The sequence below is a fragment of the Kutzneria sp. NPDC052558 genome (genome assembly GCF_044547355.1).
In the GTDB taxonomy this organism is placed as follows: Bacteria; Actinomycetota; Actinomycetes; order Mycobacteriales; family Pseudonocardiaceae; genus Kutzneria.
Window position 1 is genome coordinate 600,390 of sequence record NZ_JBIUAG010000001.1, and the last position, 26,212, is coordinate 626,601.

General features: G+C 70.6%; 27 protein-coding genes. 18 read left to right on the top strand and 9 right to left on the bottom strand.

Annotation, left to right across the window (positions count from 1 at the left end):
- Positions 1–20 precede the first annotated feature (20 nt).
- Positions 21–755, top strand: a complete 735-nt coding sequence (locus tag ACIG5F_RS02530; protein WP_396515596.1) for an SDR family oxidoreductase — start codon at positions 21–23, stop codon at positions 753–755.
- Positions 756–804: 49 nt separating this feature from the next.
- Here ACIG5F_RS02530 and ACIG5F_RS02535 read toward each other — a convergent pair whose 3' ends face one another.
- A complete protein-coding gene (locus tag ACIG5F_RS02535) occupies positions 805–1,410 on the bottom strand; it encodes a TetR/AcrR family transcriptional regulator (RefSeq protein WP_396515597.1) in 606 nt (201 codons plus the stop codon).
- A 135-nt stretch (positions 1,411–1,545) separates the two neighbouring features.
- On the opposite strand from ACIG5F_RS02535, the gene ACIG5F_RS02540 reads away from it, so the two are divergent.
- A complete protein-coding gene (locus tag ACIG5F_RS02540) occupies positions 1,546–3,345 on the top strand; it encodes a coagulation factor 5/8 type domain-containing protein (RefSeq protein WP_396515598.1) in 1,800 nt (599 codons plus the stop codon).
- A gap of 3 nt (positions 3,346–3,348) precedes the next feature.
- Here ACIG5F_RS02540 and ACIG5F_RS02545 read toward each other — a convergent pair whose 3' ends face one another.
- Positions 3,349–3,747 carry a VOC family protein gene (locus ACIG5F_RS02545; RefSeq protein WP_396515683.1) on the bottom strand — a complete coding sequence of 133 codons (399 nt, stop codon included), beginning with the start codon at positions 3,745–3,747 and terminating at the stop codon, positions 3,349–3,351.
- A gap of 82 nt (positions 3,748–3,829) precedes the next feature.
- Here ACIG5F_RS02545 and ACIG5F_RS02550 point away from each other — a divergent pair, with 82 nt between their 5' ends.
- Positions 3,830–4,894: an LLM class flavin-dependent oxidoreductase gene (locus ACIG5F_RS02550; RefSeq protein ID WP_396515599.1), complete on the top strand. Its 1,065-nt coding sequence runs from the start codon at positions 3,830–3,832 to the stop codon at positions 4,892–4,894.
- An 11-nt stretch (positions 4,895–4,905) separates the two neighbouring features.
- The gene (locus tag ACIG5F_RS02555; RefSeq protein ID WP_396515600.1) at positions 4,906–6,246 is read left to right on the top strand and encodes an NtaA/DmoA family FMN-dependent monooxygenase; all 1,341 of its coding nucleotides are present in this window, start codon (positions 4,906–4,908) and stop codon (positions 6,244–6,246) included.
- Between the two features lie 29 nt (positions 6,247–6,275).
- On the opposite strand, the gene ACIG5F_RS02560 is transcribed toward ACIG5F_RS02555, so the two are convergent.
- The 4 genes from ACIG5F_RS02560 to ACIG5F_RS02575 are packed head-to-tail and all read right to left on the bottom strand — an operon-like array spanning position 6,276 to position 9,913.
- Positions 6,276–7,430, bottom strand: coding sequence for an acetyl-CoA C-acetyltransferase (locus tag ACIG5F_RS02560; RefSeq protein WP_396515601.1), 1,155 nt, complete (start codon positions 7,428–7,430; stop codon positions 6,276–6,278).
- Positions 7,408–8,007, bottom strand: coding sequence for a TetR/AcrR family transcriptional regulator (locus ACIG5F_RS02565; RefSeq protein WP_396515602.1), 600 nt, complete (start codon positions 8,005–8,007; stop codon positions 7,408–7,410). Before ACIG5F_RS02565 ends, ACIG5F_RS02560 begins: the two co-directional genes overlap by 23 nt.
- Before the next feature lie 8 nt (positions 8,008–8,015).
- Complete coding sequence (locus ACIG5F_RS02570) at positions 8,016–8,804, bottom strand: SDR family oxidoreductase (RefSeq protein WP_396515603.1); 789 nt, start codon at positions 8,802–8,804, stop codon at positions 8,016–8,018.
- On the bottom strand, positions 8,801–9,913 hold the full coding sequence (locus ACIG5F_RS02575) for an acyl-CoA dehydrogenase family protein (RefSeq protein ID WP_396515604.1): 1,113 nt from the start codon (positions 9,911–9,913) through the stop codon (positions 8,801–8,803). The genes ACIG5F_RS02570 and ACIG5F_RS02575 overlap by 4 nt, the downstream gene beginning before the upstream one ends.
- Positions 9,914–9,957: 44 nt before the next feature.
- On the opposite strand from ACIG5F_RS02575, the gene ACIG5F_RS02580 reads away from it, so the two are divergent.
- From ACIG5F_RS02580 to ACIG5F_RS02600, 5 genes are read left to right on the top strand one after another with little or no spacing between them, the layout of a single operon-like run.
- Positions 9,958–11,397, top strand: a complete 1,440-nt coding sequence (locus ACIG5F_RS02580; protein ID WP_396515605.1) for a FadD3 family acyl-CoA ligase — start codon at positions 9,958–9,960, stop codon at positions 11,395–11,397.
- On the top strand, positions 11,394–12,239 hold the full coding sequence (locus ACIG5F_RS02585; RefSeq protein ID WP_396515606.1) for an enoyl-CoA hydratase: 846 nt from the start codon (positions 11,394–11,396) through the stop codon (positions 12,237–12,239). The genes ACIG5F_RS02580 and ACIG5F_RS02585 overlap by 4 nt, the downstream gene beginning before the upstream one ends.
- Complete coding sequence (locus tag ACIG5F_RS02590) at positions 12,229–13,335, top strand: acyl-CoA dehydrogenase family protein (RefSeq protein ID WP_396515607.1); 1,107 nt, start codon at positions 12,229–12,231, stop codon at positions 13,333–13,335. Before ACIG5F_RS02585 ends, ACIG5F_RS02590 begins: the two co-directional genes overlap by 11 nt.
- The gene (locus ACIG5F_RS02595; RefSeq protein WP_396515608.1) at positions 13,332–14,135 is read left to right on the top strand and encodes an acyl-CoA dehydrogenase family protein; all 804 of its coding nucleotides are present in this window, start codon (positions 13,332–13,334) and stop codon (positions 14,133–14,135) included. Before ACIG5F_RS02590 ends, ACIG5F_RS02595 begins: the two co-directional genes overlap by 4 nt.
- Complete coding sequence (locus ACIG5F_RS02600) at positions 14,126–15,022, top strand: acyl-CoA dehydrogenase family protein (RefSeq protein WP_396515609.1); 897 nt, start codon at positions 14,126–14,128, stop codon at positions 15,020–15,022. Before ACIG5F_RS02595 ends, ACIG5F_RS02600 begins: the two co-directional genes overlap by 10 nt.
- Here the strand turns inward: ACIG5F_RS02600 and ACIG5F_RS02605 are convergent.
- Positions 15,007–15,693, bottom strand: coding sequence for a hypothetical protein (locus ACIG5F_RS02605; RefSeq protein ID WP_396515610.1), 687 nt, complete (start codon positions 15,691–15,693; stop codon positions 15,007–15,009). The two genes, ACIG5F_RS02600 and ACIG5F_RS02605, sit on opposite strands and share 16 nt — an antisense overlap.
- A gap of 136 nt (positions 15,694–15,829) precedes the next feature.
- On the opposite strand from ACIG5F_RS02605, the gene ACIG5F_RS02610 reads away from it, so the two are divergent.
- Positions 15,830–16,597, top strand: coding sequence for a hypothetical protein (locus ACIG5F_RS02610; protein WP_396515611.1), 768 nt, complete (start codon positions 15,830–15,832; stop codon positions 16,595–16,597).
- Here the strand turns inward: ACIG5F_RS02610 and ACIG5F_RS02615 are convergent.
- A complete protein-coding gene (locus tag ACIG5F_RS02615) occupies positions 16,584–17,027 on the bottom strand; it encodes a MarR family winged helix-turn-helix transcriptional regulator (RefSeq protein WP_396515612.1) in 444 nt (147 codons plus the stop codon). The genes ACIG5F_RS02610 and ACIG5F_RS02615 overlap by 14 nt on opposite strands.
- Before the next feature lie 210 nt (positions 17,028–17,237).
- On the opposite strand from ACIG5F_RS02615, the gene ACIG5F_RS02620 reads away from it, so the two are divergent.
- The 3 genes from ACIG5F_RS02620 to ACIG5F_RS02630 all read left to right on the top strand — a co-directional run bounded on the left by ACIG5F_RS02620 (position 17,238) and on the right by ACIG5F_RS02630 (position 20,814).
- Entirely contained in the window at positions 17,238–18,995 is a 1,758-nt protein-coding gene (locus tag ACIG5F_RS02620; protein ID WP_396515613.1) for a glycosyl hydrolase family 18 protein, read from the top strand.
- 98 nt (positions 18,996–19,093) lie between these two features.
- Positions 19,094–19,819, top strand: coding sequence for a TIGR00266 family protein (locus ACIG5F_RS02625; RefSeq protein ID WP_396515614.1), 726 nt, complete (start codon positions 19,094–19,096; stop codon positions 19,817–19,819).
- Positions 19,819–20,814, top strand: coding sequence for a GNAT family N-acetyltransferase (locus tag ACIG5F_RS02630; RefSeq protein WP_396515615.1), 996 nt, complete (start codon positions 19,819–19,821; stop codon positions 20,812–20,814). The genes ACIG5F_RS02625 and ACIG5F_RS02630 overlap by 1 nt, the downstream gene beginning before the upstream one ends.
- On the opposite strand, the gene ACIG5F_RS02635 is transcribed toward ACIG5F_RS02630, so the two are convergent.
- Entirely contained in the window at positions 20,779–21,402 is a 624-nt protein-coding gene (locus tag ACIG5F_RS02635) for a maleylpyruvate isomerase family mycothiol-dependent enzyme (RefSeq protein WP_396515616.1), read from the bottom strand. The genes ACIG5F_RS02630 and ACIG5F_RS02635 overlap by 36 nt on opposite strands.
- A gap of 74 nt (positions 21,403–21,476) precedes the next feature.
- Here ACIG5F_RS02635 and ACIG5F_RS02640 point away from each other — a divergent pair, with 74 nt between their 5' ends.
- From ACIG5F_RS02640 to ACIG5F_RS02660, 5 genes are all read left to right on the top strand, one after another.
- Complete coding sequence (locus ACIG5F_RS02640; RefSeq protein WP_396515617.1) at positions 21,477–21,920, top strand: MarR family winged helix-turn-helix transcriptional regulator; 444 nt, start codon at positions 21,477–21,479, stop codon at positions 21,918–21,920.
- 72 nt (positions 21,921–21,992) lie between these two features.
- Positions 21,993–22,997, top strand: coding sequence for a LacI family DNA-binding transcriptional regulator (locus tag ACIG5F_RS02645; RefSeq protein ID WP_396515618.1), 1,005 nt, complete (start codon positions 21,993–21,995; stop codon positions 22,995–22,997).
- A gap of 68 nt (positions 22,998–23,065) precedes the next feature.
- The gene (locus ACIG5F_RS02650; RefSeq protein WP_396515619.1) at positions 23,066–24,283 is read left to right on the top strand and encodes an extracellular solute-binding protein; all 1,218 of its coding nucleotides are present in this window, start codon (positions 23,066–23,068) and stop codon (positions 24,281–24,283) included.
- Positions 24,284–24,544: 261 nt separating this feature from the next.
- Complete coding sequence (locus ACIG5F_RS02655; RefSeq protein ID WP_396515620.1) at positions 24,545–25,399, top strand: carbohydrate ABC transporter permease; 855 nt, start codon at positions 24,545–24,547, stop codon at positions 25,397–25,399.
- A 47-nt stretch (positions 25,400–25,446) separates the two neighbouring features.
- Positions 25,447–26,208, top strand: coding sequence for a carbohydrate ABC transporter permease (locus ACIG5F_RS02660; protein ID WP_396515684.1), 762 nt, complete (start codon positions 25,447–25,449; stop codon positions 26,206–26,208).
- Positions 26,209–26,212: the final 4 nt, after the last annotated feature.

The window sequence follows — 26,212 nt, forward strand, 5'->3', positions numbered from 1 at the left end:
CACTACCGAGGGAGCAGGACATGAGCGAGAACCGCGTTGCCATCGTCACCGGCGGGTCGGGCGGGATCGGCCGGGCCGTGGCCGAGCGGCTGGGCCAGGACGGCATGCAGGTCGTGGTCAGCTACGCCGGCAACCCGCAGCGGGCCGACGAGGTGGTCGAGGCGATCACCGCGGCCGGCGGCACGGCCAGCGCGCTGCCGGCCGACGTGGCCGACGAGAACCAGGTCGCGGCGCTGTTCGACGAGACCGAGAAGCGCTACGGCGGCGTCGACGTGGTGGTGCACACCGCCGGCATCATGCTGCTGTCGCCGCTGGCCGAGCTGGACCTGGCCGACTTCGACCGGATGCACCGCACCAACGTGCGCGGCACCTTCGTGGTCGACCAGCAGGCCGTGCGCCGGCTGCGCCGGGGCGGCGCGCTGATCAACTTCTCCACCTCGGTCACGCACATCGCGCTGCCGACCTACACCGCCTACACCGCCAGCAAGGGCGCGGTCGACGGCATGACCCTGACCCTGGCCAAGGAGCTGCGCGGCCGCGACGTCACCGTGAACGCGGTGGCCCCCGGCCCGACCGCCACTCCCCTGTTCCTCAACGGCAAGGACCAGGAGACCATCGACCGGATGGCCAAGACCGCCCCGCTGGAGCGGCTGGGCGTGCCGGAGGACATCGCCGAGGCGGTGGCGTGGCTGGCCGGGCCGGCCCGCTGGGTGAACGGCCAGGTCATCTACGTCAACGGCGGCGTGACCGACTGAAGCGGCCGTGGGGCGGTCCATTGTGGACCGCCCAGCCACCCCGTCGACATCACCGCTTGATGCCGATCAACACGTTGCGCACCAAGGCCCGCGCGAACTCGTCGGTGATCGGCTCGTCGGGAATGAGCAGCCGGTGATAGCACGCCCCCCAGAGCTGGTCGACGACCACCTGGGGGTCGACGTCCTCCCACAGCTGCCCCTGTTCGATGGCCTTGGTCAACCGCCGCACGGCAAGCGCGCGGCGCGGCGCCGAGTAGCGCTCCCGGAAAGCCGAGGCCAGCTCGGGATCGGTCTGCGAGGCCCCGATCAGCTCGGCGATCACCTTGCCCGCCCCGGTGTCGGTGAGCAGATGCGTGAACGCCAGCACCTGCGCGGTCAGGTCGGCCTCGATGCTGCCGGTCTCCGGGAACTCCAGCACGGTGCGGACCTTCGTGGCGTAGCCGTCCAGCGCGAGCGCGCCCCGCGACGGCCACCACTTGTAGATGGTCATCCGGCTGGCGCCGGCCCGGGCCGCCACCTTCTCGATGGTGAAGCCGGCCATGCCCTCGGTCAGCAGCAGCTCCCCCGCGGCCGCCAGCACCTGCTCGCGCACCTCCGCCGCCGGACGGCGGCCCCGGCCGCGGCGGATCGGCTGCGGCTGATCGGTCTCGGTCATGCGCCAACACTATATGGACACTCTGCCCGCTAGGGCCCACACCTTGACGAACGAATAAATTCACGAGTTAGATCACGACTCGAACAAAGCCTCGGTCGGGCGGCGGCCGAGGCGCGGTTCGAAAGGACTTGTCCTGTGCCCGAAGACAAAGACGTCAAGGCGCGTGGCTTAGCGCGCAGAGGTTTCCTGGGCGCGGCGCTGGCGGCGGCCCCCGCGGTCGCGCTGGCCTCCAACGCCACGGCGCAGGCCGCGGCCGATCCGGTCGCGCCTCCCCCGCCGGCCCAGGCCAAGCCCGGCGACCCGGACTTCGGCCCCAACGTCTACGTGTTCGACGGCTCCATCCCCACCGCGCAGATCCAGGCCACGGTGGACGCCGTGTATGCCCAGCAGCAGCACGCCGAGTTCGGCGACGGCCGGTACGCGCTGCTGTTCAAGCCGGGCGGCTACGGCATCGACGTGAAGCTGGGCTACTACACCCACATCGCCGGCCTCGGCCTGCAACCGGCGGCCAGCGGCATCACCGGCTCGTGCCAGGTGCTGGGCGAGGCCCACGGCAACAACACGCTGATCAACTTCTGGCGCGGCGCCGAGAACCTCAACATCGTGCCCCGCAGCGGCCAGGACACCTGGGCCGTCTCGCAGGCCACCTTCTATCGCCGGATATACCTGCTGGGCGACCTCAAGCTGTCCGACGGCAGCTGGTCCAGCGGCGGTTACATCGCCGACTGCCAGCTCACCGGGCAGATCAACTCCGGCACCCAGCAGCAGTGGGTCACCCGCAACTCGGTGCTGGGCAGCTGGGTCGGCTCCAACTGGAACATCGTGTTCGTGGGCACGGCCAACGCGCCGGCCACGACCTTCCCCACTCCCCCGGTGACCTCGGTGCCCAAGTCGCCGGTGATCCGCGAGAAGCCCTTCCTGTACGTCGACTCGACCGGCGCCTGGCAGGTGTTCGTGCCGGCGGTGCGCCACGACGCGCAGGCCACCAGCTGGGAGGCGCAGAAGCCGGCCGGCGCCTCGATCCCGATCGCGAACTTCCTGATCGTCAAGGCCGGCACCACCGTGGCCGACATGAACGCCGCGCTGGCCCAGGGCAGGCACCTGCTGATCACGCCCGGCATCTACCACCTGTCCGAGTCGCTGAAGGTGACCAAGCCGGACACGGTGATCCTCGGCCTCGGCTACGCCACCCTCATCCCCGACAACGGGGCGATCGCCATCGACGTCGCGGATGTGGACGGTGTGCATCTGGCCGGCCTGCTGATCGAGGCCGGCGCCGTGCAGTCCGAGGCGCTGATCCGGGTCGGCCCGGCCGGCTCGCGGCGTGACCACAGCGCCAACCCGAGCTCGCTGCACGACGTGTTCGCCCGCATCGGCGGCACGCTGGCCGGCAAGACCAAGCAGTCCCTGGTGGTCAACAGCAACAACGTGATCATCGACAACACCTGGCTGTGGCGGGCCGACCACGGCAGCGGCGTCGGCTGGACCTCCAACACCGTGGACCAGGGCCTGGTCGTCAACGGCGACGACGTGGTGGCCTACGGCCTGTTCGTGGAGCACCACCAGAAGACCCAGGTGCAGTGGAACGGCGAGAACGGCCGGACCTACTTCTTCCAGAACGAGATGCCCTACGACCCGCCCAACCAGGCCGGCTGGATGGACGGGACGCACCGCGGCTTCCCGGCCTACGCGGTCGGCGACCACGTGCGCCGGCACGAGGCATGGGGGCTGGGCAGCTACTGCATCTTCGCCATCGACCGGACGATCGTCGCCGACCGGGCGATCGCCGCGCCCCGCACGCCGGGCGTGAAGTTCCACAGCATGATCACGTTCTCGCTGGGCGGCGGGCAGGGCACGATCGCCCACATCGTGAACACCACCGGCGGGCCGTCGGACTCGACGACGAACCTGGGCATGCTCGCGCAGTACCCCTAGCGTTCACTTTTTCGGGGCCGGCTGGATCAGGTCCCAGCGGTTGCCGTAGAGGTCCCGGAAGACCGCGACCGAGCCGTAGGGCTCGTGTCGCGGCTCCTCCTCGAACTCCACGCCCGCGGCCACCATGCGGGCGTGGTCGCGGGCGAAGTCGTCGGTGTTGAGCAGCAGGCCGACCCGGCCGCCGGTCTGGTCGCCGACGCGGGCCCGCTGCTCCGGCTTGTCGGCCAGGGCCAGCAGGATGGCGGTCTCGGCCGACCCGGGCGGGGCGACCACGACCCAGCGCCGGCCGCCGCCCTGGTCGGTGTCCTCGCGCAGGTCGAAGCCCAGGGCCTCGGTGTAGAAGGCGATCGCCTCGTCGTAGTCGTGCACCAGCACGGCGACCAATCCGATGTGCGGCATGATCACATTATTCCCGATCGGCCGAAACGTCCCACAGCGTGGCCGCCCCTGCGCGAGCGGCCCGGACCGGCGCACAATCGCTGGCATGACACGAGGAACTGGTCCGCGACTCGCAGTCGCGCTGGACGGCGCGGGTTGGCATCCCGCCGCCTGGCGCTCGCCGGATGCCCGGCCGGCCGACGTGTTCGGCGCCGGCTACTGGCTGGACCTGGTGCGGGAGGCCGAGGCCGGCACGCTCGACTTCGTGACCTTCCGCGACTCGCTGGCGCTGCCGGCCGACGGCGTGCGCGGGCGGCTGGACGCGGTGCTGGTCGCGGCCCGGATCGCCCCGCTGACCTCGGGCATCGGGTTGGTGCCGGAGATCGTGGCCACGCACACCGAGCCGTTCCACCTGTCCAAGGCCATCGCCACCCTCGACTACGTCAGCACCGGGCGCGGCGGCGTGCAGGTGTCCGTGTCGTCCGATCCGGCCGAGTACCGCAACTTCGGGCGGCGGGAGTTCGGGGCCGACATCGCCGGCGAGGCCGCCGACTACGTCGAGGTGCTGCGGCGGCTGTGGGACAGCTGGGAGGACGACGCCGAGATCCGCGACGTCGCCACCGGGCGGTTCGTGGACCGGGAGAAGCTGCACTACATCGACTTCGAGGGCCGGTACTTCAGCGTGCGCGGGCCGTCGATCACTCCTCGCCCGCCGCAGGGCCAGCCGCTGGTCACGGCGTTGCAGGGGGTGGCCGATTCGTCCGTTGACGTCGTCTATGTGACGCCGCAGTCCCGTGACGAGATCGGGCCGCTGGTCGAGGCCCAGCGCGGGCGGCAGGTGTTCGCCGACCTGGTCGTGTTCCTGGACTCGACGTCGCAGGCGGCGGCCGACCGGCGGGCCCGGCTGGATTCGCTGGCGCTGCTGGAAAGTGACGCGCTGGTGTTCGCCGGCACGCCCGAGGAGCTGGCCGAGCTGCTGCTGGCCTGGCACGTGGCCGGGCTGGACGGATTCCGGCTGCGGCCGGCGGAACTGCCGCACGACCTGCACGGCATCACCCGAGGTCTGGTGCCGGAGCTGCGGTCGCGCGGCACGTTCCGCAAGGCTTATGAGGCCGACACCCTGCGTGGGCTGCTCGGCCTGGACCGGCCCGCCAACCGCTACGTCGCCTGAGGGGGAGAGCGATGACCAAGCCACTGAAGCAGATCCACCTCGCCGCGCACTTCCCGGGCGTGAACAACACGACCGTGTGGAGCGACCCGCGGGCCGGCAGCCACATCGAGTTCAGCTCGTTCGTGAAGCTGGCGCAGACCGCGGAGCGGGCCAAGTTCGACTTCTTCTTCCTGGCCGAGGGCCTGCGGTTGCGGGAGCAGGGCGGGCAGATCTACGACCTGGACGTGGTCGGCCGGCCGGACACGTTCACCGTGCTGGCCGCGCTGGCGGCGGTCACGGACCGGCTGGGCCTGGCCGGGACGATCAACTCCACGTTCAACGAGCCGTTCGAGGTGGCCCGGCAGTTCGCCTCGCTGGACCACCTGTCCGAGGGGCGGGCGGCGTGGAACGTGGTCACCTCGTGGGACGCCTTCACCGGCGAGAACTTCCGGCGCGGCGGCTTCCTGCCGCAGGACCAGCGCTACTCGCGGGCCGAGACGTTCATGCGAACCACGTGGGAGCTGTTCGACTCGTGGCACGGGGACGAGGTCGTCGCCGACAAGGCCACCGGCCAGTTCCTGCGGGGCGAGCCCGGTCGGTTCTCCCACCACGACGCGCATTTCGACATCGAGGGCCAGTTCCCGGTGCCGCGCAGCCCGCAGGGCCGGCCGGTGATCATCCAGGCCGGCGACTCGAACGAGGGGCGGGAGTTCGCCGCCGCCACCGCCGACGCGATCTTCTCCCGGTACGGCACCCTCGAGGCCGGGCAGGCGTTCTACACCGACGTGAAGGGCCGGCTGGCCAGGTACGGGCGCACCGACCGGCAGCTGATCATCCTGCCGGCGGCCACCTTTGTGCTCGGCGACACCGACGCCGACGCCCAGGAGAAGGCCGATGTGGTGCGGCGGCAGCAGGTCAGCGGGGCGACCGCGATCAAGTTCCTGGAGCAGCTGTGGAACGCCGACCTCAGCGGCTTCGACCCGGACGGCCCGCTGCCCTCGTTCGATCCGGTCGCCGGCGAGAAGACGATCTCCAAGGGCCGGGCGAGCGACCGCATGTACCGGGACCCGCTGGCCACCTCCCGGCAGTGGCGCGAGCTGGCCGAGGCCAAGGGGCTGTCCATCCGTGAGCTGATCATCGAGGTCACCGGCCGGCAGAACTTCATCGGCTCCGCCGCCACCGTGGCCGAGCAGATCAACCACCTGGTGCAGAACGACGCCAGCGACGGCTTCATCCTCGTCCCCCACGTCACCCCCGGCGGCCTGGACGAGTTCGCCGACAAGGTCGTGCCGCTGCTCCAGGAACGCGGCGTCTTCCGCACCGACTACACCGGCCCCACCCTTCGGGATCACCTTGGCCTGAACGAGAACTAGCATCGCTGGGTTCCCGAGGTGTATCCCGCTCAGGGGAGGCGTTCGATGATGGTGACGTTGGCTTGGCCGCCGCCTTCGCACATGGTCTGGAGGCCGTAGCGGCCGCCGGTGCGCTCCAGGGCGGACAGGAGGGTGGCGGTGAGCTTGGCGCCGGTGGCGCCGATGGGGTGGCCCAGCGCGATGGCCCCGCCGTTGACGTTCACCCGGTCCAGGTCGACCTTGAGTTCCTTGGCCCAGGCCAGGACCACGCTGGCGAAGGCCTCGTTGATCTCGAACAGGTCGATGTCGTCGATGGACATGCCGGCCTTCTGCAACGCGTGCCGGGTGGCGCGGATGGGCGCGGTCAGCATGTAGATCGGATCCGCGCCGCGAGCCGACAGGTGGTGCACCCGCGCCCGCGGCTTCAGCCGGTGACTGCGCACGGCTTCCTCGGACGCCACCAGCACGGCGCTGGCGCCGTCGGAGATCTGGCTGGCCAGGGCGGCGGTGACGAGTCCGTCGGGCCGCAAGGTCTTCAACGACGCCATCTTCTCCAGGCTGGTGTCCCGCCGCGGCCCCTCGTCCACGGCCACGTCGCCCACGGCCACGAGCTCCGCGGCGAACCATCCCTTGTCCACGGCCTCGATGGCCCGGGCATGGCTGCGGAAGGCGAACTCCTCCATCTCGGCCCGGCTCAGCTCCCACCGCTGGGCGATCAGATCGGCCGCCCGGAACTGGGAGATCTCCTCGGAGCCGTAACGGTGGGCCCAGCCCTCGCAGCCGTCGAACGGCGTGGGGAATCCGAACTGCTCCCCCACGGTCATCGCCGCGCCGATGGGGATCCGGCTCATGCTCTGCACGCCGCCGGCCACCACCAGGTCGGCTGTCCCGCTCATCACCGCCTGGGCGGCGAAGTGCAGGGCCTGCTGGCTGGAGCCGCACTGCCGGTCCACGGTCACGCCCGGCACCTCCTCGGGGAAGCCGGCGGCCAGCCAGGCCGTGCGGGCGATGTCGCCGGCCTGTCCCCCGAGCGTGTCGACACAGCCCAGGATCACGTCGTCGACCTCGCCCGGGTCCACGTTCACCCGGGCCAGCAGCCCTTCGATGGCGCACGCGCCGAGGTCGGCCGGGTGCAGGTGGCTGAGCCCGCCACCGCGCCTGCCGACCGGCGTCCGCACCGCGTCAACCAGGTACGCCTGGGCCATCGGCCCTCCCTTGCGCTATCCCGTCCAGCACGATCGACAGGTACTGCCGGGCGACGTCGTCCGCGGTCAGCGAACCGCCCGGGTGGTACCAGTGCACGGCCACCCACACCGTGTCGCGAATGAAGCGGTAGACCAGCTCCACGTCCAGGTCGTCACGGAACGCGCCGTCCCGGATGCCTTCCTCCAGCAGCCCGACCCACATCTTGCGGAACTCCAGGTTGAGCTCGCCCAGGTAGCCGAAGCGCTCGAACTGGGCCAGGTAGGCGGCCTCGCGCTGGTAGATGGCGACGGCGTCGTGGCTGCGGTCGATGCACTCGAACGAGGCGACGACCACCGCCTCCAGGGCCTCGCGCGGCGACCGCCCGGCGCCGGTGATCGCCCGGTAGCGGTCGAACAGCTCGTCCAGGAAGCCGTGCAGGATCTCGTCCACCATGGACTCCTTGGAGTCGAAGTGGTGGTAGAGGCTGCCGGACAGGATGCCGGCGGCGTCGGCGATGTCGCGCACGGTGGTGGCGAGGAAGCCGCGCTCGGCGAACATCCGCGCGGCCAGCGCGAGCAGTTCGGCTCTCCGGCTCATCCGGGCTCCTAGGGGTGTTGACTGCTGACCGACAGGACCTCACCGGTCAGGTACGAGGCGTAGTCGCTGGCGAGGAACACCATGGCATTGGCCACCTCCCACGGTTGCGCCGCCCTGCCGAACGCCTCGCGTCCGGTCAGCTCGGCCAGCAGCTGCTCGTCGGTGACCTTGGCCAGGAACGGGTGCATGGCCAGGCTGGGGGCCACGGCGTTGACCCGGATCCCGTGCGGGGCGACGTCGGCGGCGGCGCAGCGGGTCAGCGCCATCACGGCCGCCTTGGCCGCCGCGTAGTGGGCCTGCCCGGCCTGCGACCGCCAGCCGACGACCGAGGCGTTGTTCACGACCGCGCCGCCGTCGCCCTGCTCGACCAGGCGTTTGAGGGCGGCCCGGGTGCAGCGGAAGGTGCCGTTGAGGGTCACGTCCAGCACCCGCGACCACTCGTCGTCGGTCATCTCCAGCACCGACTTCGTGCCGCCGAGGCCGGCGTTGTTGATCATCACGTCGAGCCGGCCGAAGGTGCGCACCGCCGTGTCGAGCAGGGCCTGCACCTGGTCCTCGTCGGTGACGTCGCAGGGCGTGGCGGCCACGTTCGCGCCGTGCTCGGCGGCCAGCTTGTCCAGCGTCTCGCCGAGCCGGCGCTCGTGCCAGTCGCTGATCACGACGCGAGCGCCCTCCTCCAGGCAGCGTTTCGCGGCGGCCGAGCCGATGCCGGCCCCGGCCGCGGCGGTCACCACGACCACCTTGTCGTCGAGTAAGTGGTGACCGCGCACGTAGTCGATCACGCTTGGTCTGCTCATCCGCGCGCCTCCCTCGGCAGGCCGAGCACCCGTTCCGCGATGATGTTGCGTTGGATCTCGTCGGATCCGCCGTAGATCGTGTCGGCCCGGCTGAACAGGAACAGCCGCTGCCAGCGGTCGAAGTCCTCGCCGACGACCATGGACTCCGGGCCGCGGGCCCGCATCGCCAGCTCGCCCAACCGCCTGTGCCAGCCGGCCCACAGCAGCTTGCTCACCGACGGGTCGGATCCCTTGGTGCGCAGGGCATGCGACCGCATGACGCTCAGCTCGACCGCCGCCCGCGACAACTGTTCTTGCAGCACAACGTCTTCCGGGTCGGCGATGGCCAGCAGATCGTCGAGTTCACGCCGGAAGCCGACCTGCTGGCCCAGGGTCGCCGCGCCCCGCTCGTACGCCAGCGTGGCCATCGCCACCGCCCAGCCGCCGCCCGGTTCGCCGACGACCAGGTCCGCGTCGGTCCGAGCGCCGTCGAAGAAGACCTCGTTGAACTCGGCCGTGCCGGTCAGCTGCCGGATCGGCCGGACCTCGATCCCCGGCTGCCGCATCGACACCAGCAGATAGGACAACCCCTTGTGCCCCACCGATCCCGGGGTCGTCCGGGCCAACACGAAGCACCAGTCCGACAGGTGGGCCAGCGAGGTCCACACCTTCTGTCCGGTGATCACCCACTGGTCGTCGACCAGCCGCGCCGAGGTGGCGACGGCAGCGAGGTCCGAGCCGGCGCCGGGCTCGGAGTAGCCCTGGCACCAGAGTTCGTCGACGGCCCGGATCCTGGGCAGGAACCGGGCCCGCTGCTTCGGCGTGCCGAGGTCGATCAGCGTGGGGCCCACCAGGTTCTCGCCCAGATGGTTCACCCGCGCGGGCGCGTCCGCGAGGGCGTATTCCTCGTGGAACGCGACCTGATCGTCGAACGTCATGCCCCGGCCGCCGTGCTCGACCGGCCAGGCCGGGCAGGTCCAGCCGTGCGCGGCCAGGTGCCGCTCCCACTCCAGGCGGGCCTCGAACGCCTCGTGCTCGCGACCGGGCCCGCCGAGCCCCTTCAGCTCGGCGAAGCGCCCCACGAGATGCTCGGCGAGCCACCGCCGGATCTCGGACCTGGTCATGGCCATGCCCGTAGGCTAGCCTACCAAGCAGTTGCTTGGTAGGAGGTGTTATGGCGCCTGGCACCATTCCCGCGGCGGTCGACGCGGCGGCGGAGCGCTTCGGCGACCACGAGGCGCTTGTCGACGGCGATGTCCGCCTGACCTACCGTGACCTGCGCGTACGCGTCCGGCAGCTGGCCGCCGTGTTCGCGGCCGGCGGGATCGGCCCCGGCGACCGGGTGGCGATCTGCGCGCCCAACACCTGGCACTGGGTCGTCGCCGCGCTGGGGGCCAGCTACGCCGGCGGCGTGCTGGTGCCGTTGAACACCCGGTTCACCGCGTCCGAGATGCAGGACGTGATCGAGCGCAGCGAGGCCGCCGCCCTGGTCGTGGACGCGGATTTCCTTGGCCGGAACCGGTTGCAGGAGCTTCGGGCCATCGGCGGGGCGCCCGAGTTCACGCTGACCGTCGAGGATTGGGCGTTCACCGCGGAGGTCGACGCCGCGCCGGTCGGGCCGGAGGACATCAGCGACATCCTCTACACCTCCGGCACCACCGGCCGGAGCAAGGGGGCGATGAGCGCGCACCGGCAGGCGCTGGCCGTGGCCGCCGCCTGGGCCGACTGCGGCGCCGTCGTGGCCGGCGACCGGTACCTGGTGATCAACCCGTTCTTCCACAGTTTCGGTTACAAGGCCGGCATTCTCGTCTGCCTGCTGACCGGCGCCACGCTCGTGCCGCAGGCGGTGTTCAACGTGGCGCGCACCCGTGAACTCGTCGAGCAGGAGCGGATCACCATCCTGCCCGGCCCACCGACGATCTACCATTCGCTGCTGGCCGAACCCGGTTGCGACACCTTGAGATTGGCGGTCACGGGCGCGGCCCCGGTGCCGGTCACGCTGGCCGAGCGGATGCAGAAGCGCTTCGGCACCGTGCTCACCGCGTACGGGCTGACCGAGGCGGTGGTGGCGACCATGTGCCGTCCCGACGACGACGCCGAGACCGTGTCGCACACCTCCGGCCGCGCGACGGCGGGCTTCGAGGTGCGGATCGCCGACTCGGGCGAGATCCTGTTGCGGGGCCCCAATGTGATGATCGGCTACCTGAACGACGCGGCCGCCACCGAGCAGGCCATCGACGCCGACGGCTGGCTGCACACCGGCGACGTCGGCGCCCTCGACGACCGCGGCTACCTGACGATCACCGACCGCCTCAAGGACATGTACGTGTGCGGCGGCTTCAACGTCTATCCGGCCGAGGTCGAGCAGGCCCTGGCCCGGCTGGACGGCGTGATCGAGTCGGCGGTGATCGGCGTGCCCGACGAACGGCTGGGCGAGGTCGGCAAGGCCTTCGTGGTGTCGAGGAACCGACTGTCCACTGAGGACGTGATCGAGCACTGCCGGGCCCTGGTGGCCAACTACAAGGTGCCCAGACACGTGGTGTGGCTCGACAGCCTGCCCAGGAACGCGTCCGGCAAGGTGCTCAAGCGCCAGTTACGGGAGGAGTCCCGGTGACCGACGAGGTCGTCCGCTACGAACGCGTGGGCGCGATCGCGACCGTGACCATGAACCGGCCCCGGTACCGCAACGCCCAGAACTCGGCCATGACCTACGCCCTCGACGCCGCGTTCGAACGGGCCGTCGACGACGACGAGGCCAAGGTCATCGTGCTGGCCGGGGCCGGCGAGCACTTCTCGGCCGGCCACGACATCGGCACCCCCGGGCGGGATGTGGACGTGTCGTTCGACCGCAAGGCCGTGCTGTGGTGGGACCACGTCGACAAGGCCGGCGGCGACCAGCGCTTCGCCCGCGAGAGCGAGGTGTACCTGGGGATGTGCCGGCGGTGGCGGGAGATCCCCAAGCCCATGATCGCCATGGTGCAGGGCGCGTGCGTCGCCGGCGGGCTGATGCTGGCCTGGGTGTGCGACCTGATCGTGGCGTCCGAGGACGCGTTCTTCGCCGATCCCGTGGTGCGCATGGGAATTCCCGGCGTCGAGTACTTCGCCCACCCCTGGGTGCTCGGGCCGCGGGCGGCCAAGGAGGTGCTGTTCACCGGCGATCGGTTCAGCGCCCAGCGGGCGTACGAGTGGGGCATGGTCAACCGTGTCGTGCCGCGCGCGGAGTTGCCCGACGCCGTCTCGGCGCTGGCCGATCGGATCGCCCAGATGCCCCGGTTCGGGTTGGCGCTGGCCAAGAAGGCGGTCAACCAGTCCGAGGACCAGATGGGCCTGCGGGCCGGCATGGACTCGGTGTTCGGCCTGCACCACCTGGCCCACGCCCACAACGCCGAGGTGTCGAAGGACCCGCTGGGCGGCATGGACGCCAAGTCGATGAAGGACAACGCCAGTGGATCTTGATGACACCGACGTCGACTTCCGCCTCGACATCCGGTCCTGGCTGGCCGACAACGTACCCCCGACTCTGTCCTCAATGGACACGGCCGAGGGCTTCGAGCAGCACCGGGAGTGGGAGCGGACCCTGGCCAAGGCGCGCCTTTCCGCTGTCTCCTGGCCGGTCGAGCACGGCGGGCGGGGTGCGTCGCTGACCGAGTGGCTGGTCTTCGAAGAGGAGTACTGGGCCAGCGGCGCGCCGGGACGGGTGGCGCAGAACGGGATCTTCCTGCTGGCCCCGACCCTGTACGCGCACGGGACGGTCGAGCAGCAGGAGCGGTTGCTGCCGAGGATGGCCCAGGCGGAGGACATCTGGGCCCAGGCATGGTCGGAGCCGGAGGCGGGCAGCGACCTGGCGGCGGTGCGGAGCCGGGGCGTGCGCACCGAGGGCGGCTGGTTGTTGAGCGGCCAGAAGACGTGGAGCTCACGGGCGGCCTTCGCCGACAAGGGGTTCGGGCTGTTCCGGACGGACCCCGACGCGGAGCGGCACCGCGGACTGACGTACTTCCTGTTCGACCTGAGGGCGCCGGGAGTGACCGTGCGGCCGATCCCGCAGCTGGACGGCGAGGCGGGATTCGCGGAGATCTTCCTGGACGAGGTGTTCGTGCCGGATCACGACGTGCTCGGCGAGCCGGGTGCGGGCTGGCGGGTGGCCATGAGCACGGCCGGCAACGAACGGGGTCTGTCGCTGCGCAGTCCGGGGCGGTTCTGCGCGGCGGCGGACCGGTTGCTCCAGCTGTGGCGCGAGGTCGGCGACCCGAGCGACACGGCCATGCGCGACAGGGTGTTGGACGCCTGGACGGGCGCGCAGGCCTACCGGCTGCACGTGTTCGGCTCGCTGGACCGGCCGGTCGGCGCGGAGGCCAGCGTCACCAAGCTGTTCTGGTCCCAGCTGGATCTGGCCCTGCACGAGACGGCGCTGGAGTTGCTGGGCCCCAGGGCCGAGCTCCAGGGCCCCTGGCTGGACGGCTACCTGTTCGCGCTGGCCGGCCCGATCTACGCCGGGGCCAACGAGATCCAGCGCAATGTCGTCGCCGAGCGACTGTTGGGGCTGCCGCGATGAAGTTCACCCTGTCCGACGAGCAACGCCAATTCGCGCACACGCTCCGCGAGACGCTCAGACGATCGACCGACTGGGACACCCTGCTGGCCCTGGGCGTGCCCGAGGTCGAGGCCGCGCCCGACCTGGTGGTGGCCTTCCTGGAGCTGGGCCGGGCCGCCGTGCCGGGTCCGGTGGTCGAATCCTTTGCCGTGCTGCGGGAACCGTCGGCCACACTGGCCTGGGCCCCGCACGTTCCGTACCTTGTGGACGAAGCCGAGCGCGCCTACGCCGTGGTGGACGGTGTTCAACACCGAGCCACCCCGACAACCGCGTTGACCTCCGTCGACCCGTCGCGCCGGCTCTTCGAGTACGAACTCGGCGAAGCCGTCGGGCCGGTCGATGAGCAGGCGTTCGACCGGGGCGTCCTGGCCTGCTCGGCCCAGCTGGTCGGGCTCGGCCGGGCGCTGCTGGCCAAGACCCGGGACTATGCCTTGCAGCGCAAGCAGTTCGGCCAGGCCATCGGCAGCTTCCAGGCGGTCAAGCACCAACTCGCCGACGTGCACGTGGCCCTCGAACTGGCCGAGCCGCTGGTGTTCGGGGCGGCCGTGACGATGAGCCCCCGGGACGTCTCGGCGGCCAAGATCGCCGCCGGATCGGCCGCGTACCAGGCGATGCGCACCGCGTTGCAGCTGCACGGGGCGATCGGCTACACCGCCGAGTTCGAGCTGAGCCGGTGGCTGCTCAAGGTCCGCGCCCTGGTCACCGCCTGGGGCGCCGAGGCGTTCCACCGGGAGCGGCTGATGGCGGCGCTATGTGGCTGACCGACGAACAACTGGCCCTCCAGGACACCGTGGCCCGGCTGCTGGCCAAGGGCCCCGACGACCTGTGGCCGACCCTGAGCGAGATCGGCGCGCCGGGCCTGGCGATCCCCGAGGAGTTCGGCGGCAGCGGCGCCACCCTCGCCGAGCTGCAAGTGGTCCTGGAGCAACTGGGCCGCACCCTCGCGCCGGTTCCGTTGCTGGGCACGGCCATCGCCGCCGAGGCGATCCTGGCCACCGGGAACGTCGAGGCGTGCCAACGGCTCCTGCCGGACATCGCCGCCGGCCGGGTGGCGGCCTGGCGCCCGGACTCGGAGAAGTTCGTGCTGGACGGCGACAAGGCCGAAGTCCTGCTCGTCGGCCGCCACGGCGTGCTCCACGAGATGACCCCCGACCAGGTCACCATCACGCCCCTGACCACCATGGACGAGTCGCGGAGCCTGGCCGCCGTCACCGTCGACCAGCCTCGAAACCCGATCGGCCGGTACGACGAGACCCGGGTCCGGCGGTTCGCCCTCTCCGCGCTGGCGGCCGAACAGGTCGGCACCGCGGCGAGATGCCTGGAGATGACCGTCGAGTACGCCAAGCAGCGGGTCCAGTTCGGGCGGGCGATCGGCAGCTTCCAGGCCGTCAAACACCGCCTGGCCGACATGCACGTGCTGGTCGAGACGGCCCGGTCGGCCGCATACGACCGCGAGCACCCGGTCGAAGCCAAGATCTACTGCTCCGACGCCCTGACCAGGGTCGCCGCCGAGATGGTCCAGCTGCACGGCGGAATCGCCATCACATGGGAACACGACGCCCAGCGCTACTTCAAAAGAGCGCACGGCGCCGCGTTCCTGTTCGGCGATCCCGCCGAGCACCTCCGCGCGTATCAGGTGCGGGGATAGCCGAGTCTGAGCAGGACCTGGGGAGTCAGGTCGGGGCCGACCACCGCGCGGGCCAGCTGCGGACGCATGGGCAGCCGGCAGCCGAGCAGGCCCCACACGGTGCCCATCAGCAGCACGGCGCTGAACGCCGCCCCGGCGGCGAGCACGTCGTTGGTGGCGATCACCGCCAGCACGCCGGCGTTGCGCAGCGACTTGGACCGCCGCAGCATCCTCACCCGGGTCTCGTGGTCGACCACGAGGTGCAGCTCCGCCCCCTCGGATGCCGCCTGCGAGGAGAGCCGGCGGAGCACCGTCCACGGCACGGCCGCCTCGCTGTAGTCGGCGTCGTCGCTGGTCCGGATGCTGATCGCGGCGGCCATCGCGACCTGCTCCGGGGTGGGCTGCTGGCGTACGGCGTGGATCGAGGCGACGTGCGTCGGATCGGACGGCATCGTGCCCCGGCGGACCAACGCGCCCCAGCCCGAGGCGGCCAGGGCCACGCGCAGATGGTGCAGCACCGCGCCCACGCCGAGCAGCACGGTCGGCGGGCTGTCGGGCGTGTCGAGGTGCAGGTGGGCGGCCCCGTCGGTGAGCCGCCACTGGTAACCGCCGGCGTGGGGAGCGAGGTCGGCGAGGTGGAGCACGGATCGCAGCACCGTGTCGCCGCGGGGCGCCACATTCGTCATCGTCACGGGTGTCTCCTGACGTCGTCGATGGCTGCCCCCATCTGGCGTCGATCACAGCATCACGCCAGGGTTGCGGCAGGGTTGCGTCAGGGCTGCGCGCCGGCCGTCTACATTGTCCGAGGATCATCCAAGGAGGACTGACGTGCACGCAGCCGACCTGGCTACGGCCCGCCACCTGCTCAGACCCAGACGGGTCGTGGTGGCGCACCTGGCCGAGGCCGAGGCGCTCATCGACCACCTGATGCTGCCCGGCGCCGGGGCCAACCTGTACAAGGAGCCCGACGAGCCGAACATCGTCACCTGGGGCGTGCCGGGCGAGCCCGGGACCTGGTCCAACCAGAGCCAGTGTGCCTCGTTCGTGACGGCGGTGCTGCGGCGGGCCCACCCGTCGTGGGCGCGGTCCCGGTTCTTCACCGAGCACTTCGACAGCGCCAGCCCGTTCGCCCGTGACTACCAGCGGGTCTTCGCCGCTGGCGGCGCTGCCCACTTCCGCCCGGTCCGGCGCGTGGCCGACCTGCGGCCCGGCGACCTGATCGCCATCGACTACGCCAACGCCCAGGACACCAACACCGGGCACGTGGTGATGGTCCGGCGCATGCGCGGCGTCTACACCGCCCCGTCGGCCGGGCTCAACTTCGACGGCGAGATCCAGTACGCCGTGCAGGTCGCCGACTGCACCGCCGAGCCGCACGGCCTGGCCGGGGTCGGCAACTACGAGGACTTCCCGGACACCCGGATCGCCGGTGACCGGCAGGCCCAGGGCGTCGGGTACGGGCACATGATGTTCTACGCCGACGAGCTGACCGGGGAGTTCACCCGCTACCGGTGGAGCGTGAACACCAGCTCCGCCGGCGTGTTCGAGGTCGGCGAGCGGCCGGTGTCGGCGGCGCGGGTGGTCAGCGCCGGCTGAGCGTGTCGACCAGCCGTTCCAGCGAGGACGCGAACCGCTGGGCCTCCTCGTCCGGCCAGTCGGCGGTGGCCTCCTCCAGGTGCCCGACCAGGCGGGACCGCATCGTCTCGACGATCTGCTCGCCGGCCGGGGTCAACCGCAGCAGGGTGGCGCGGGCGTCGGCCGGGTCCGGCACCCGGTCGACCAGGCCGGCCTGCTGCAACCGGCTGGCGTAGCGGGTGGTCGCGGTGCGGTCGATGCCGATCTCCTGCGCCAGGTTGGTGGCGCTGATCGGCTGCCAGCGGGCCACGCCGCTGAGCACCGGATAGGTGGTCGAGTCCACCCCGTCCAGGCCGGCGACCATGCTGTCGTAGAGGTGGGTGCGGGTGCTGCGGCGCAGCAGCTGCCCGATCGCGGCCTCGATGCGCGCCGACGTGGTCCGGGACGACATTCGGGGGAGGATAACCGCCCTCCGGTCCGGCCGGAACACACGGATGTGAACCAGTGGCCGAACGCACCGCCCGGAACGCCCGAAACGCCGCTCGACCCGCCCTCGCGTGACCACCCCTCGACCGTTCGGACCCTTGACACGACCGGTGGTCTAGTCCAATTGTGAGCAGGCCGTCGCCCTGTCCTATCCCGCCCACCTCCTGGAGCCAGGATGCGTTTGAGAACGGCACTACTGAGCGCGGCCGTGCTGGCCGCCTCGGTGTCCGGCCTGGTCGCGACCGCCGCGGCGGCGACCGCGCCGAAGGCGGCCACTCCCCTGCCGACGCATGTGTTCGCCCCGTACTTCGAGACCTACCAGGAAGGCCAGAGCCCGTCGGCGCTGGCCAAGCAGGCCGGCGTGAAGTACCTGACGCTGGCCTTCCTGCAGACCGCCCAACAGGGTTCGTGCACCCTGCTGTGGGATGGCGCCACCGCGATCGGCGGCGGCAGCTTCGGCGCCGAGATCGCCGCACTTCAGGCCGCCGGCGGCGACGCGATCCCGTCGCTGGGCGGCTACGCCGCCGACACCACCAACACCGAGCTGGCCGACAGCTGCACCGACGTCTCGAAGATCGCCGCCGGCTTCGAGAGTCTGATCACCACGTACAACATCAGCCGGATCGACCTGGACGTCGAGGCCGACTCCCTCAACAACAGCGCCGGCATCGACCGCCGCAACAAGGCCATCAAGCTGACCGAGGACTGGGCCGCCGCCAACGGGCGCGGCATCCAGTTCTCCTACACGCTGCCGACCACGCCCACCGGCCTGGCCACCGGCCTGGCCGTGCTGCAGAACGCCGTCAGCAACCAGGCCCGCGTCGACGTCATCAACCTCATGACGTTCGACTACTACGACAACGCCCAGCACAACATGGCCACCGACACCCAGACCGCGGTGGCCGGTCTGATCAACCAGATCACCCCGCTGTACCCGGGCAAGACCCAGGCGCAGCTCTACGCCATGGTCGGCGTCACCGAGATGCCCGGCCGCGACGACTACGGCAGCAGCGGCGAGACCGGCCCGCCGGAGATCTTCACCGTCGCCAACGCCACCACCGTCTACAACTGGGCCGTCTCCAAGGGCATCAACACCCTGTCGTTCTGGGCCCTGCAACGGGACAACGGCGGCTGCAACGGCACCCCCGGCAACGACTCGTGTTCCGGGATCCAGCAGAACACCTGGGACTTCAGCCACGTGTTCGCGCCGTTCACCAGCGGCTCCACCCCGCCGCCCGCCAACGACTTCTCGGTGGCGGTCAACCCCGGCTCGGCCGCGGTCAACCCCGGCGGCTCCACCAGCGCCACCGTGCAGACAGCCGTCACCGCCGGCTCCGCGCAGAACGTCGCCCTCAGCGTCAGCGGCGCGCCCTCCGGCGTCACCGCCTCGGTCAGCCCCACCTCAGTGTCCGCCGGCGGAACCGCGACACTGTCCGTGAGCACGACCTCCGGCGCCGCGCCCGGCAGCTACCCGCTGACCGTCACCGGCACCGCCGGCTCGACCAGCCACTCCAGCACCTTCACCCTCACCGTCAACGGCACCGCGCCGCCTGGCGCGATCGTCAACCCCGGCCTGGAGACCGGGGCCCTGAGCCCGTGGACCTGCCAGTCCGGCGGGGCCGTCGTCGGCACGCCCGTGCACGGCGGCGCCCACGCCCTGTCCGTGGCCGCCACCAGCAGCCAGACCGGCGAGTGCGACCAGACGATCACCGTGTCGGCCAACGCCAGCCACAGGCTGACCGTGTGGGTGCGGGGCAACTTCGCCTACGCCGGCGTCAAGGGCGGGGCCAGCGCCGAGACCTGGACCTCGTCCAGCGGCTACACCCAGCTCACGATTCCGTTCACCACCGGGGCTTCCGGCGCCGTCACCGTGTACGTGCACGGCTGGTACGCCCAGGGCACCGTCTACGCCGACGACTTCGCCGTCAGCTAGCCCGATCCGGCGACCCCCGCCCGGTCGGCGGGGGTCGCCCGGAACCGTCCTGCCATGATCCGCGTCAGACCGGGGCGACCCACTCTGGAGGGATCTTCATGCAGGACCGTGTGCACGGCACCGTGATGCCGGTGCTGGACATCATGCTCAATCCGGGCGAATCCGTCTGCGCCGAGTCCGGCGAGCTGTCATGGATGTCGGCCAGCATCCAGATGACCACCTCGACCCAGGGGGCCGGCAGCAGCGGCGTGTTCGGGGCGCTCAAGCGGAGCCTGTCCGGCGGCACGTTCTTCATGACCACCTACACCGCCGCCGGCCAGCCCGGCTCCGTGTCGTTCGCCGCCCACCTGCCCGGGCAGATCTTCCCCGTCGACGTCGCTCCCCAGCCCGGCTACGGCTTCATGGCCCACCGCCGGGCCTACGTCGCCGGCACCCCCGGCGTCACCCTCACCACCGGCTTCCAGCAGCGGCTCGGCGCCGGCATCTTCGGCGGCGAGGGCTTCCTGCTCCAGCGCATCGGCGGCCAGGGCCGGGCCTGGGTGCAGCTGTCCGGCGAGGTCATCCCGTACGACCTCCAGCCCGGCCAGGTCATCCGCGCCCACCCCGGCCACATCGGCATGTTCCAGGACACCGTGCAGTTCGGCATCACCACCGTGCCCGGCATCCGCAACAAGCTCTTCGGCGGCGACGGCTTCTTCCTCGCCGAACTGTCCGGCCCCGGCCGCGTGTGGCTCCAGTCCCTGCCCATCGACCGCCTCGCCCACTCCCTCACCCCGTACCTCCCCCAGAACGAGGGCGGCCGCCCCGGCCTGTTCAACAACTGATGAAGACTCAGCTTCTCGACGTCGACCGGGACGATCTGCTCGGCTACTACGACGTCTGGTCGGCCAGCTACGCCGACTGGAACGACGAGCCGTTCGGCGACTACGACACGATCGTCGCGGCGGTGCGCAACCCGTTGACGACCTTCGGGCCACAACTGCACTGGGCCGCCTACGAGGACGGGCGGATGGTCGGGCACTGTCAGCTCTCCCTGCCATCGGATTCGACCGTCGGGATGGCCAAAGTCACCGTGCATCCCGACTTTCGCCGCCGCGGCATCGGCGCGGCCCTGCTGCGCGCGGCCCTGCCGACGCTGCGTTCCCATGGCCGCACGACCCTTGAGGGATGGTCGCTGACCAAGGACGGTCCCGGCCACCGCTGGGCCGCCAGGCGTGGGTTCGCCACCGTGCACGAGACCGTCCTTCAGCGGCTCATGATCGACGAAGTCGATCAGTCGCTTTGGGACGTTCCCGATGTCGCCGGCTACCGCACCGTGTCCTGGAACGACCGCGCCCCCGACGATCTCGTCGCATCGTACGCCGCCGTGCAGGACGCCATCCAGGACGCGCCGTTGGGCGACACCGGTTTCCGCTACGCCCGGTGGACCGCCGACCGCGTCCGGCGGGCCGAAGACGAGCGTCGCTCACAGGGCATCGAACAGCGGGTCGTGGTCGCGGTTTCCTCGTCGACCGGCGAGGTCGTGGCGTACACCGAGATCGACCTGCGTCGCAAGGACCGGGCCGTTCAACTCGGGACCGCCGTGCTGCCGGCCCATCGCGGCCACGGCCTGGGCCGGTTGATCAAGGCCCGGATGGCCCGTTGGCTGCGGGCCGACCGACCCGATCTCGACCGGGTGCTCACCACCACCGCCTCGTCCAACGTGCACATGATCGACGTCAACCACCGGATCGGGTTCACCACCACCAGAACCATGCTGGTCGTCAGCCGCGCGGTCGAGGGTCTAGACCAGGGCGTCGACTCCCGGGCCGCGCAGTGAGTCGAGGGCCGACTCGATGCGGCCGGTGGTGAGCATGAGCAGAGCCAACACTGGGCCGGTGATCGTGGGGCCGGAGCCGACGGTCCAGTCGGTGTCGGTGGCGGTGAGGGTGACGCCGGCGAAGCGGCGGCGGGCGTGGAAGGGGAAGCCCACGGCCCAGACGCGGTCGAGGCCGGCGCGGGCGTAGTCGACGGGGATGGGGAAGTCGCGGCCGAGGGGACGCGCGATGTCCTGGCTGTGGACGATGGCGTCGAACAGGGAGTTGCGGGTGTCGAGGACCTTGGCGGTGCGGCGGTCGGCGGCGTGGTCGCGGAGACGGGCGACGATGGCGGGGCCGCCGAGCGCGCCGTAGCGCAACGCCAGGACGGTGTTGATGTGGTGGGGATTGAAGCGACCACGGGGACCGGCGGCGATCAACTCCCACGTGGTGATGGTCGGCACGAGCGAGAGGTGGCCGGCGACCTCGCGGACCCGCCAGCCGGCGCACAGGGACGGGGCGTCCCACTCGGCCGGACTCAAGGTGTCCAGCAGGTCGGCGATGCGCAGCCGCATGGTCTGAACGGCCGACCAATAGTCGTCTTCCGACATCCGACGCCTCCCCAAATAGTCCGAACTTCGGACAAAGAGTAGTACGGAGTTCGGACTTCTGCAATGGTGGGCGGATGACGATCGAGGACGAGCCGCTGAACCTGGGGCTGCTGCTGTTCATCCCCTACCGCCACATGGAGTCGGCAGTGCTCGCCAAGCTCAAGTCGCACGGACACGACCTGCCGCTGAACCAGGCCCGCGTGTTCCAGCGGATCAACGCCGACGGCTCGCGCCTGAGCGAACTGGCCCAGGCGTCGCAGCTGAGCAAGCAGACGGTGGGCTCGATCGTCGACCAACTGGAGGCCGCCGGCTACGTGGAACGGATCCCGGACCCCAGCGACGCGCGGGCCCGCCTGGTCACCGTGACGGCGAAGGGGCGGAGCCTGGTGGAGCTGAGCATCCCGGTGATCCGCGAGATCGAGGCCGAGTGGACGACGACGCTCGGCCGGGCTCGCATGCTCCAGCTCAAGGAAACGCTCACCGCACTGCGCGCGATCACGGATCCGTACGACAACTGATCCACCCCTTGTGGCGGCACGGTCGCGTTGCTACAGTCCCCGTCGAATCGGTTCGACACAAGGATGTGGACGATGGCAGTGACGATCGGGGACGTGGCGAGCCACGCCAACGTGTCACGCAGCACCGTGTCCTATGTGTTGTCCGGCAAGCGATCCATCTCGCCGGAGACGGTCGAGCGGGTCCAGCGCAGCATCGAGGAGCTGGGGTTCCGCCCGCACGCGGGAGCCCGGTCGGTACGGGCGCGGCGCAGCGGAGTGATCGGCCTGTCGCTGCCGATGGTGCACGGCCGGCGCAACTCCGTGCAGATGCCGCACGTGTGGGCGGTGTTGGCGGCGGCCCAGGAGATGAACCTCAAAGTCCTTGCCCTCGTTGACGACGACGGCGAGACGGCGGTCCGGGACGCGGTCGGCAGCGCGATGGTGGACGGCGTGATCCTGATGGAGGTCCAGCGCCATGACCCCAGGATCGCCCTGCTCAAGGAACTCCGGTGCCCGGCGGTGATCGCCGGGTCGCCGGACGACCCGACCGGACTGTCCCAAGTGGACTATGACTTCGACGCGGCGGCCCAGATGGCGGTCGAACACCTCCAATCGTTGGGCCACCGCAACATCGGCTACCTCGGGCACCCGTCGGCGGTGTTCGAGCGCAGCCTGGCCTACGTGGCCCACGCCCGCGACGCCGTGCTCAGGCACGTCCGGGACCGATGCGGCCGACCGGCGGCGTGGTCGGCGTGCGAGTCCACTCCGGATGGTGCGCTGGAGTCGGTCAAGGGACTGTTGAGCCAAGATCCCGACCTGACCGCCCTGATCGTCTACAACGAGCGGGCCCTGCCGCTGGTGGTGCACCACCTCGGCACGCTCGGGCACCGCATCCCGCAGGACATTTCCGTGGTGGGCATGGGATACGACGACGAGGCCGAGCACTGCGTGCCGCCGTGCACCTCGGTCACCCTGTCCGCCGACAGCATCGCCCGGGCCGCCGTGAACGGCCTGGCGCAACTCATCCGGGGCGAGCAGCTGCCCGCCCGCGTCGACCTTCCCCCGACGCTCACCGTCCGCGCCAGCACGGACTCCTGACTCCCCGAGCGCCGCCCTCCGCCAGCCCGCGGCCTGTATCGAATCGATTCGACGAAGGGTCGGACACCATGGTCACCACCCACCGCCGCGCGGCGCTCGCCCTGGCCACCGCGCTGAGCGCAGTCCTGACGCTGGCCGCCTGCGGGGACAACGGCAGCACGTCGTCCGACACCGCGTTGACGGAGATCGACTACTACAACGCCGCCCCGCAGAATACCGTGCTGCCCAAGCTGCTCCAGGAATGCGGCGCCCAGGCCGGCGTCACGATCCAGCGGCAGGAGGTGCCGCAGGCCCAGCTGATGTCCAAGCTGCTGTTGCAGGCCTCGGCCCGCTCGATGCCCGATCTGGCGTTGGTGGACAACCCGAATCTGCAACAGCTGGCCGCCACCGGCGCCCTGGTCCCGCTGACCGACCTCGGCACGAGCGGGCTGTACCCGTCGATCGTCGCCGCCGGCCAGTACCAGGGCCAGACCTATGGCATCGCGCCCGGCGTCAACGGCCTCGCCCTGTACTACAACACCGATCTGTTCACCGAGGCCGGCCTGACCCCGCCGAAGAACTGGGACGAACTGACCGCGGCGGCCAAGAAGCTGACCCAGGGCTCACGCTACGGCCTGGCGTTCAGCGCCGCCGCGACCGAGGAAGGCGCATGGCAGTTCGAGCCCTTCCTGTGGACCGGCGGCGGCGATCTGTCCAAACTGGACTCCCCGCAGGTGACGGCCGCGCTGACGTTGTGGCAGGGCATGGTGCAGGCCGGCTCGGTCTCCAAGTCGGTGGTCACCTGGACCCAGTCCGACGTCAACGACCAGTTCATGGCCGGCAACGCCGCGATGATGGTCAACGGCCCGTGGCAGCTGCCCACCCTGAACGCCAACAAGAACCTCCACTTCGGCATCGTGCCGATCCCCCTGCCCACCGCCGCGGACAAGCCGGTCACTCCGCTCGGCGGCGAGGTCTGGACCGTCTCCCACAGCACCCCGGCCCGCGAGGCCAAGGCGCTGGCGGTGGTGAAGTGCCTGCTGGGCAAGGACAAGAGCGCCGAGTGGTCCAAGCAGGTCGGCTACGTCCCGAGCGACCAGGCCGCCGCCGCGCAGCTGGCCGCCACCGATCCGCAGATGGCCGCCTTCGTGCAGGAGATCGCCACCGCCCGGTCCCGCACCGCGGAGCTGGGAACCAACTACCCCAAGGTCAGCCAGGCCCTCGCCGAGGCCATCCAGGCGGTGCTGGCCGGCACCACCAGCCCCCAGGCGGCGCTGACCCAGGCCCAGCACGCGGCGCAGGGATAGCCCATGGTCCAGATCCGACGCAGTCAACGCCAGGAAAGGCCCGATACTGGCGCTGGACGCGGTGAAAGGCCCGTTCCTGGCGTTCCGCGCCGCGAAGGGACCGATCCTGACGTTGAACGTCAGGAAGGGCCCCATCATGACACTCCACGCGGTGAAGGGACCCTTACTCACGTTGAACGTCAGGAAGGGGCCCTTCATGACATCAGATGCAGCGCGAGCCAGCAGGGTGGGCGGTGGTGGGGCGGAAAGCGGTGGGCGGCGGTGGCCTTTCTGGCGCCGGCGTGGATATATATCGCGGCCTTCTACCTCTACCCCCTGGTCGCCAACATCAGGATGGGGTTCCAGGACTACAGCGTCTCCTCCTTCTACACCGGCATCGCCCCGTTCGTCGGCTGGGCCAACTACGCGGCGGTCGTCAGCGACGGGAACTTCGGTCGGACGGTGCTGAACACCGTGCTGTTCACGGTGGGATCGCTGGTGTTCCAGTTCGGCATCGGGCTGGGGCTGGCGGCGTTCTTCAACCGGAAGTTCCCGTTGAACGGCCTGCTGCGGTCGCTGTTGCTGGTGCCGTGGCTGCTGCCGCTGGTGGTCTCGGGCACGGCCTGGCGCTGGATCCTGGACACGGACTCGGGCGTCCTCAACCACGTGCTGCTGACGCTGCATCTGACCGACCACCCGATCCCCTGGCTGGCCAGCACTCATGACGCGCTGACGGCGGTGACGATGGTGAACGTCTGGATCGGCATCCCGTTCAACACGGTGATCCTCTACGGCGGCCTCCAGGGTGTCCCGGCGGAACTGCACGAGGCGGCGGCGCTGGACGGGGCGGGGGCGTGGCAGCGGTTCTGGCGCATCACTTTTCCCCTGCTGCGCCCGGTGACGGTGGTGGCACTGGCCCTCGGCCTGATCTACACGGTCAAGGTGTTCGACGTGATCATGGTGCTCACCCAGGGCGGCCCGGCCGGCTCCTCGCAGACGCTGACCATCCTGGCCTACAACGACTCCTTCCAGCAGCTGCTGTTCGGCCGGGGTGCGGCGGTCGGCAACCTGCTGATCCTGGTGGCGGTGGTCTTCGCCGCGATCTACCTGCGCGCCACGAGAAGGGAGGCGCAGTGAGCAGGCGCTGGCTCAGCACGGTGATCGCGCTGGGGATCCTGGCGGTGATGTTGTTCCCGCTGTACTGGATGCTCAACGCTTCCCTGCTGCCGTCGACCGATCTCGTCCGGCCCGATCCGACCTGGTTGCCGATCAACGGCACCCTCGCCGGCTACCGCAACGCCCTGTCCAGCCAGGGCGGGCACCTGCTGACCAGCGTGCTGGTGTCGGCCGGAACCATGGTGCTGACGCTGGTGATCGCCGCGCCCGCGGCCTACGGGCTGGCGCAGCTGGGCGCGCCGAGCGGGCGGGCGATGCTGTTCGCACTCCTGGTCGCGCAGATGATTCCGGGCGTGGTCATCGCCAACTCGCTGTACGTGGCGGCGGATCGGCTGGGCCTGTTGAACTCGCCGCTGGCCCTGGTGCTGGCCGACTCCACGCTCTGCGTGCCGTTCGCGACGCTGATCATGCAGGCGTTCATGCGTTCGATCCCGGCCGCCCTGGGCGAGGCGGCGATGCTCGACGGGGCGTCGCGGCTGCGCACCTTCCTCTCGGTGATCCTGCCGGTCAGCCGCAACGCGGTGCTCACCGCCGGCCTGTTCTCGTTCCTGTTCGCCTGGGCCGACTTCCTGTTCGCGGTCACGCTGACCACCAGGGACGACCGGGCGCCGGTGACCGTCGGCATCTACCGGTTCATCGGGGCCCACCTCAGCGACTGGAACAGCGTCATGGCCACCGGCGTGATCGCCTCCGTGCCGGTGGCGTTCCTGCTGGTCTTCGCCCAGAAGTACGTCGCGGCCGGGGTGGCCGCGGGTGCCGTCAAGGACTGAGGAG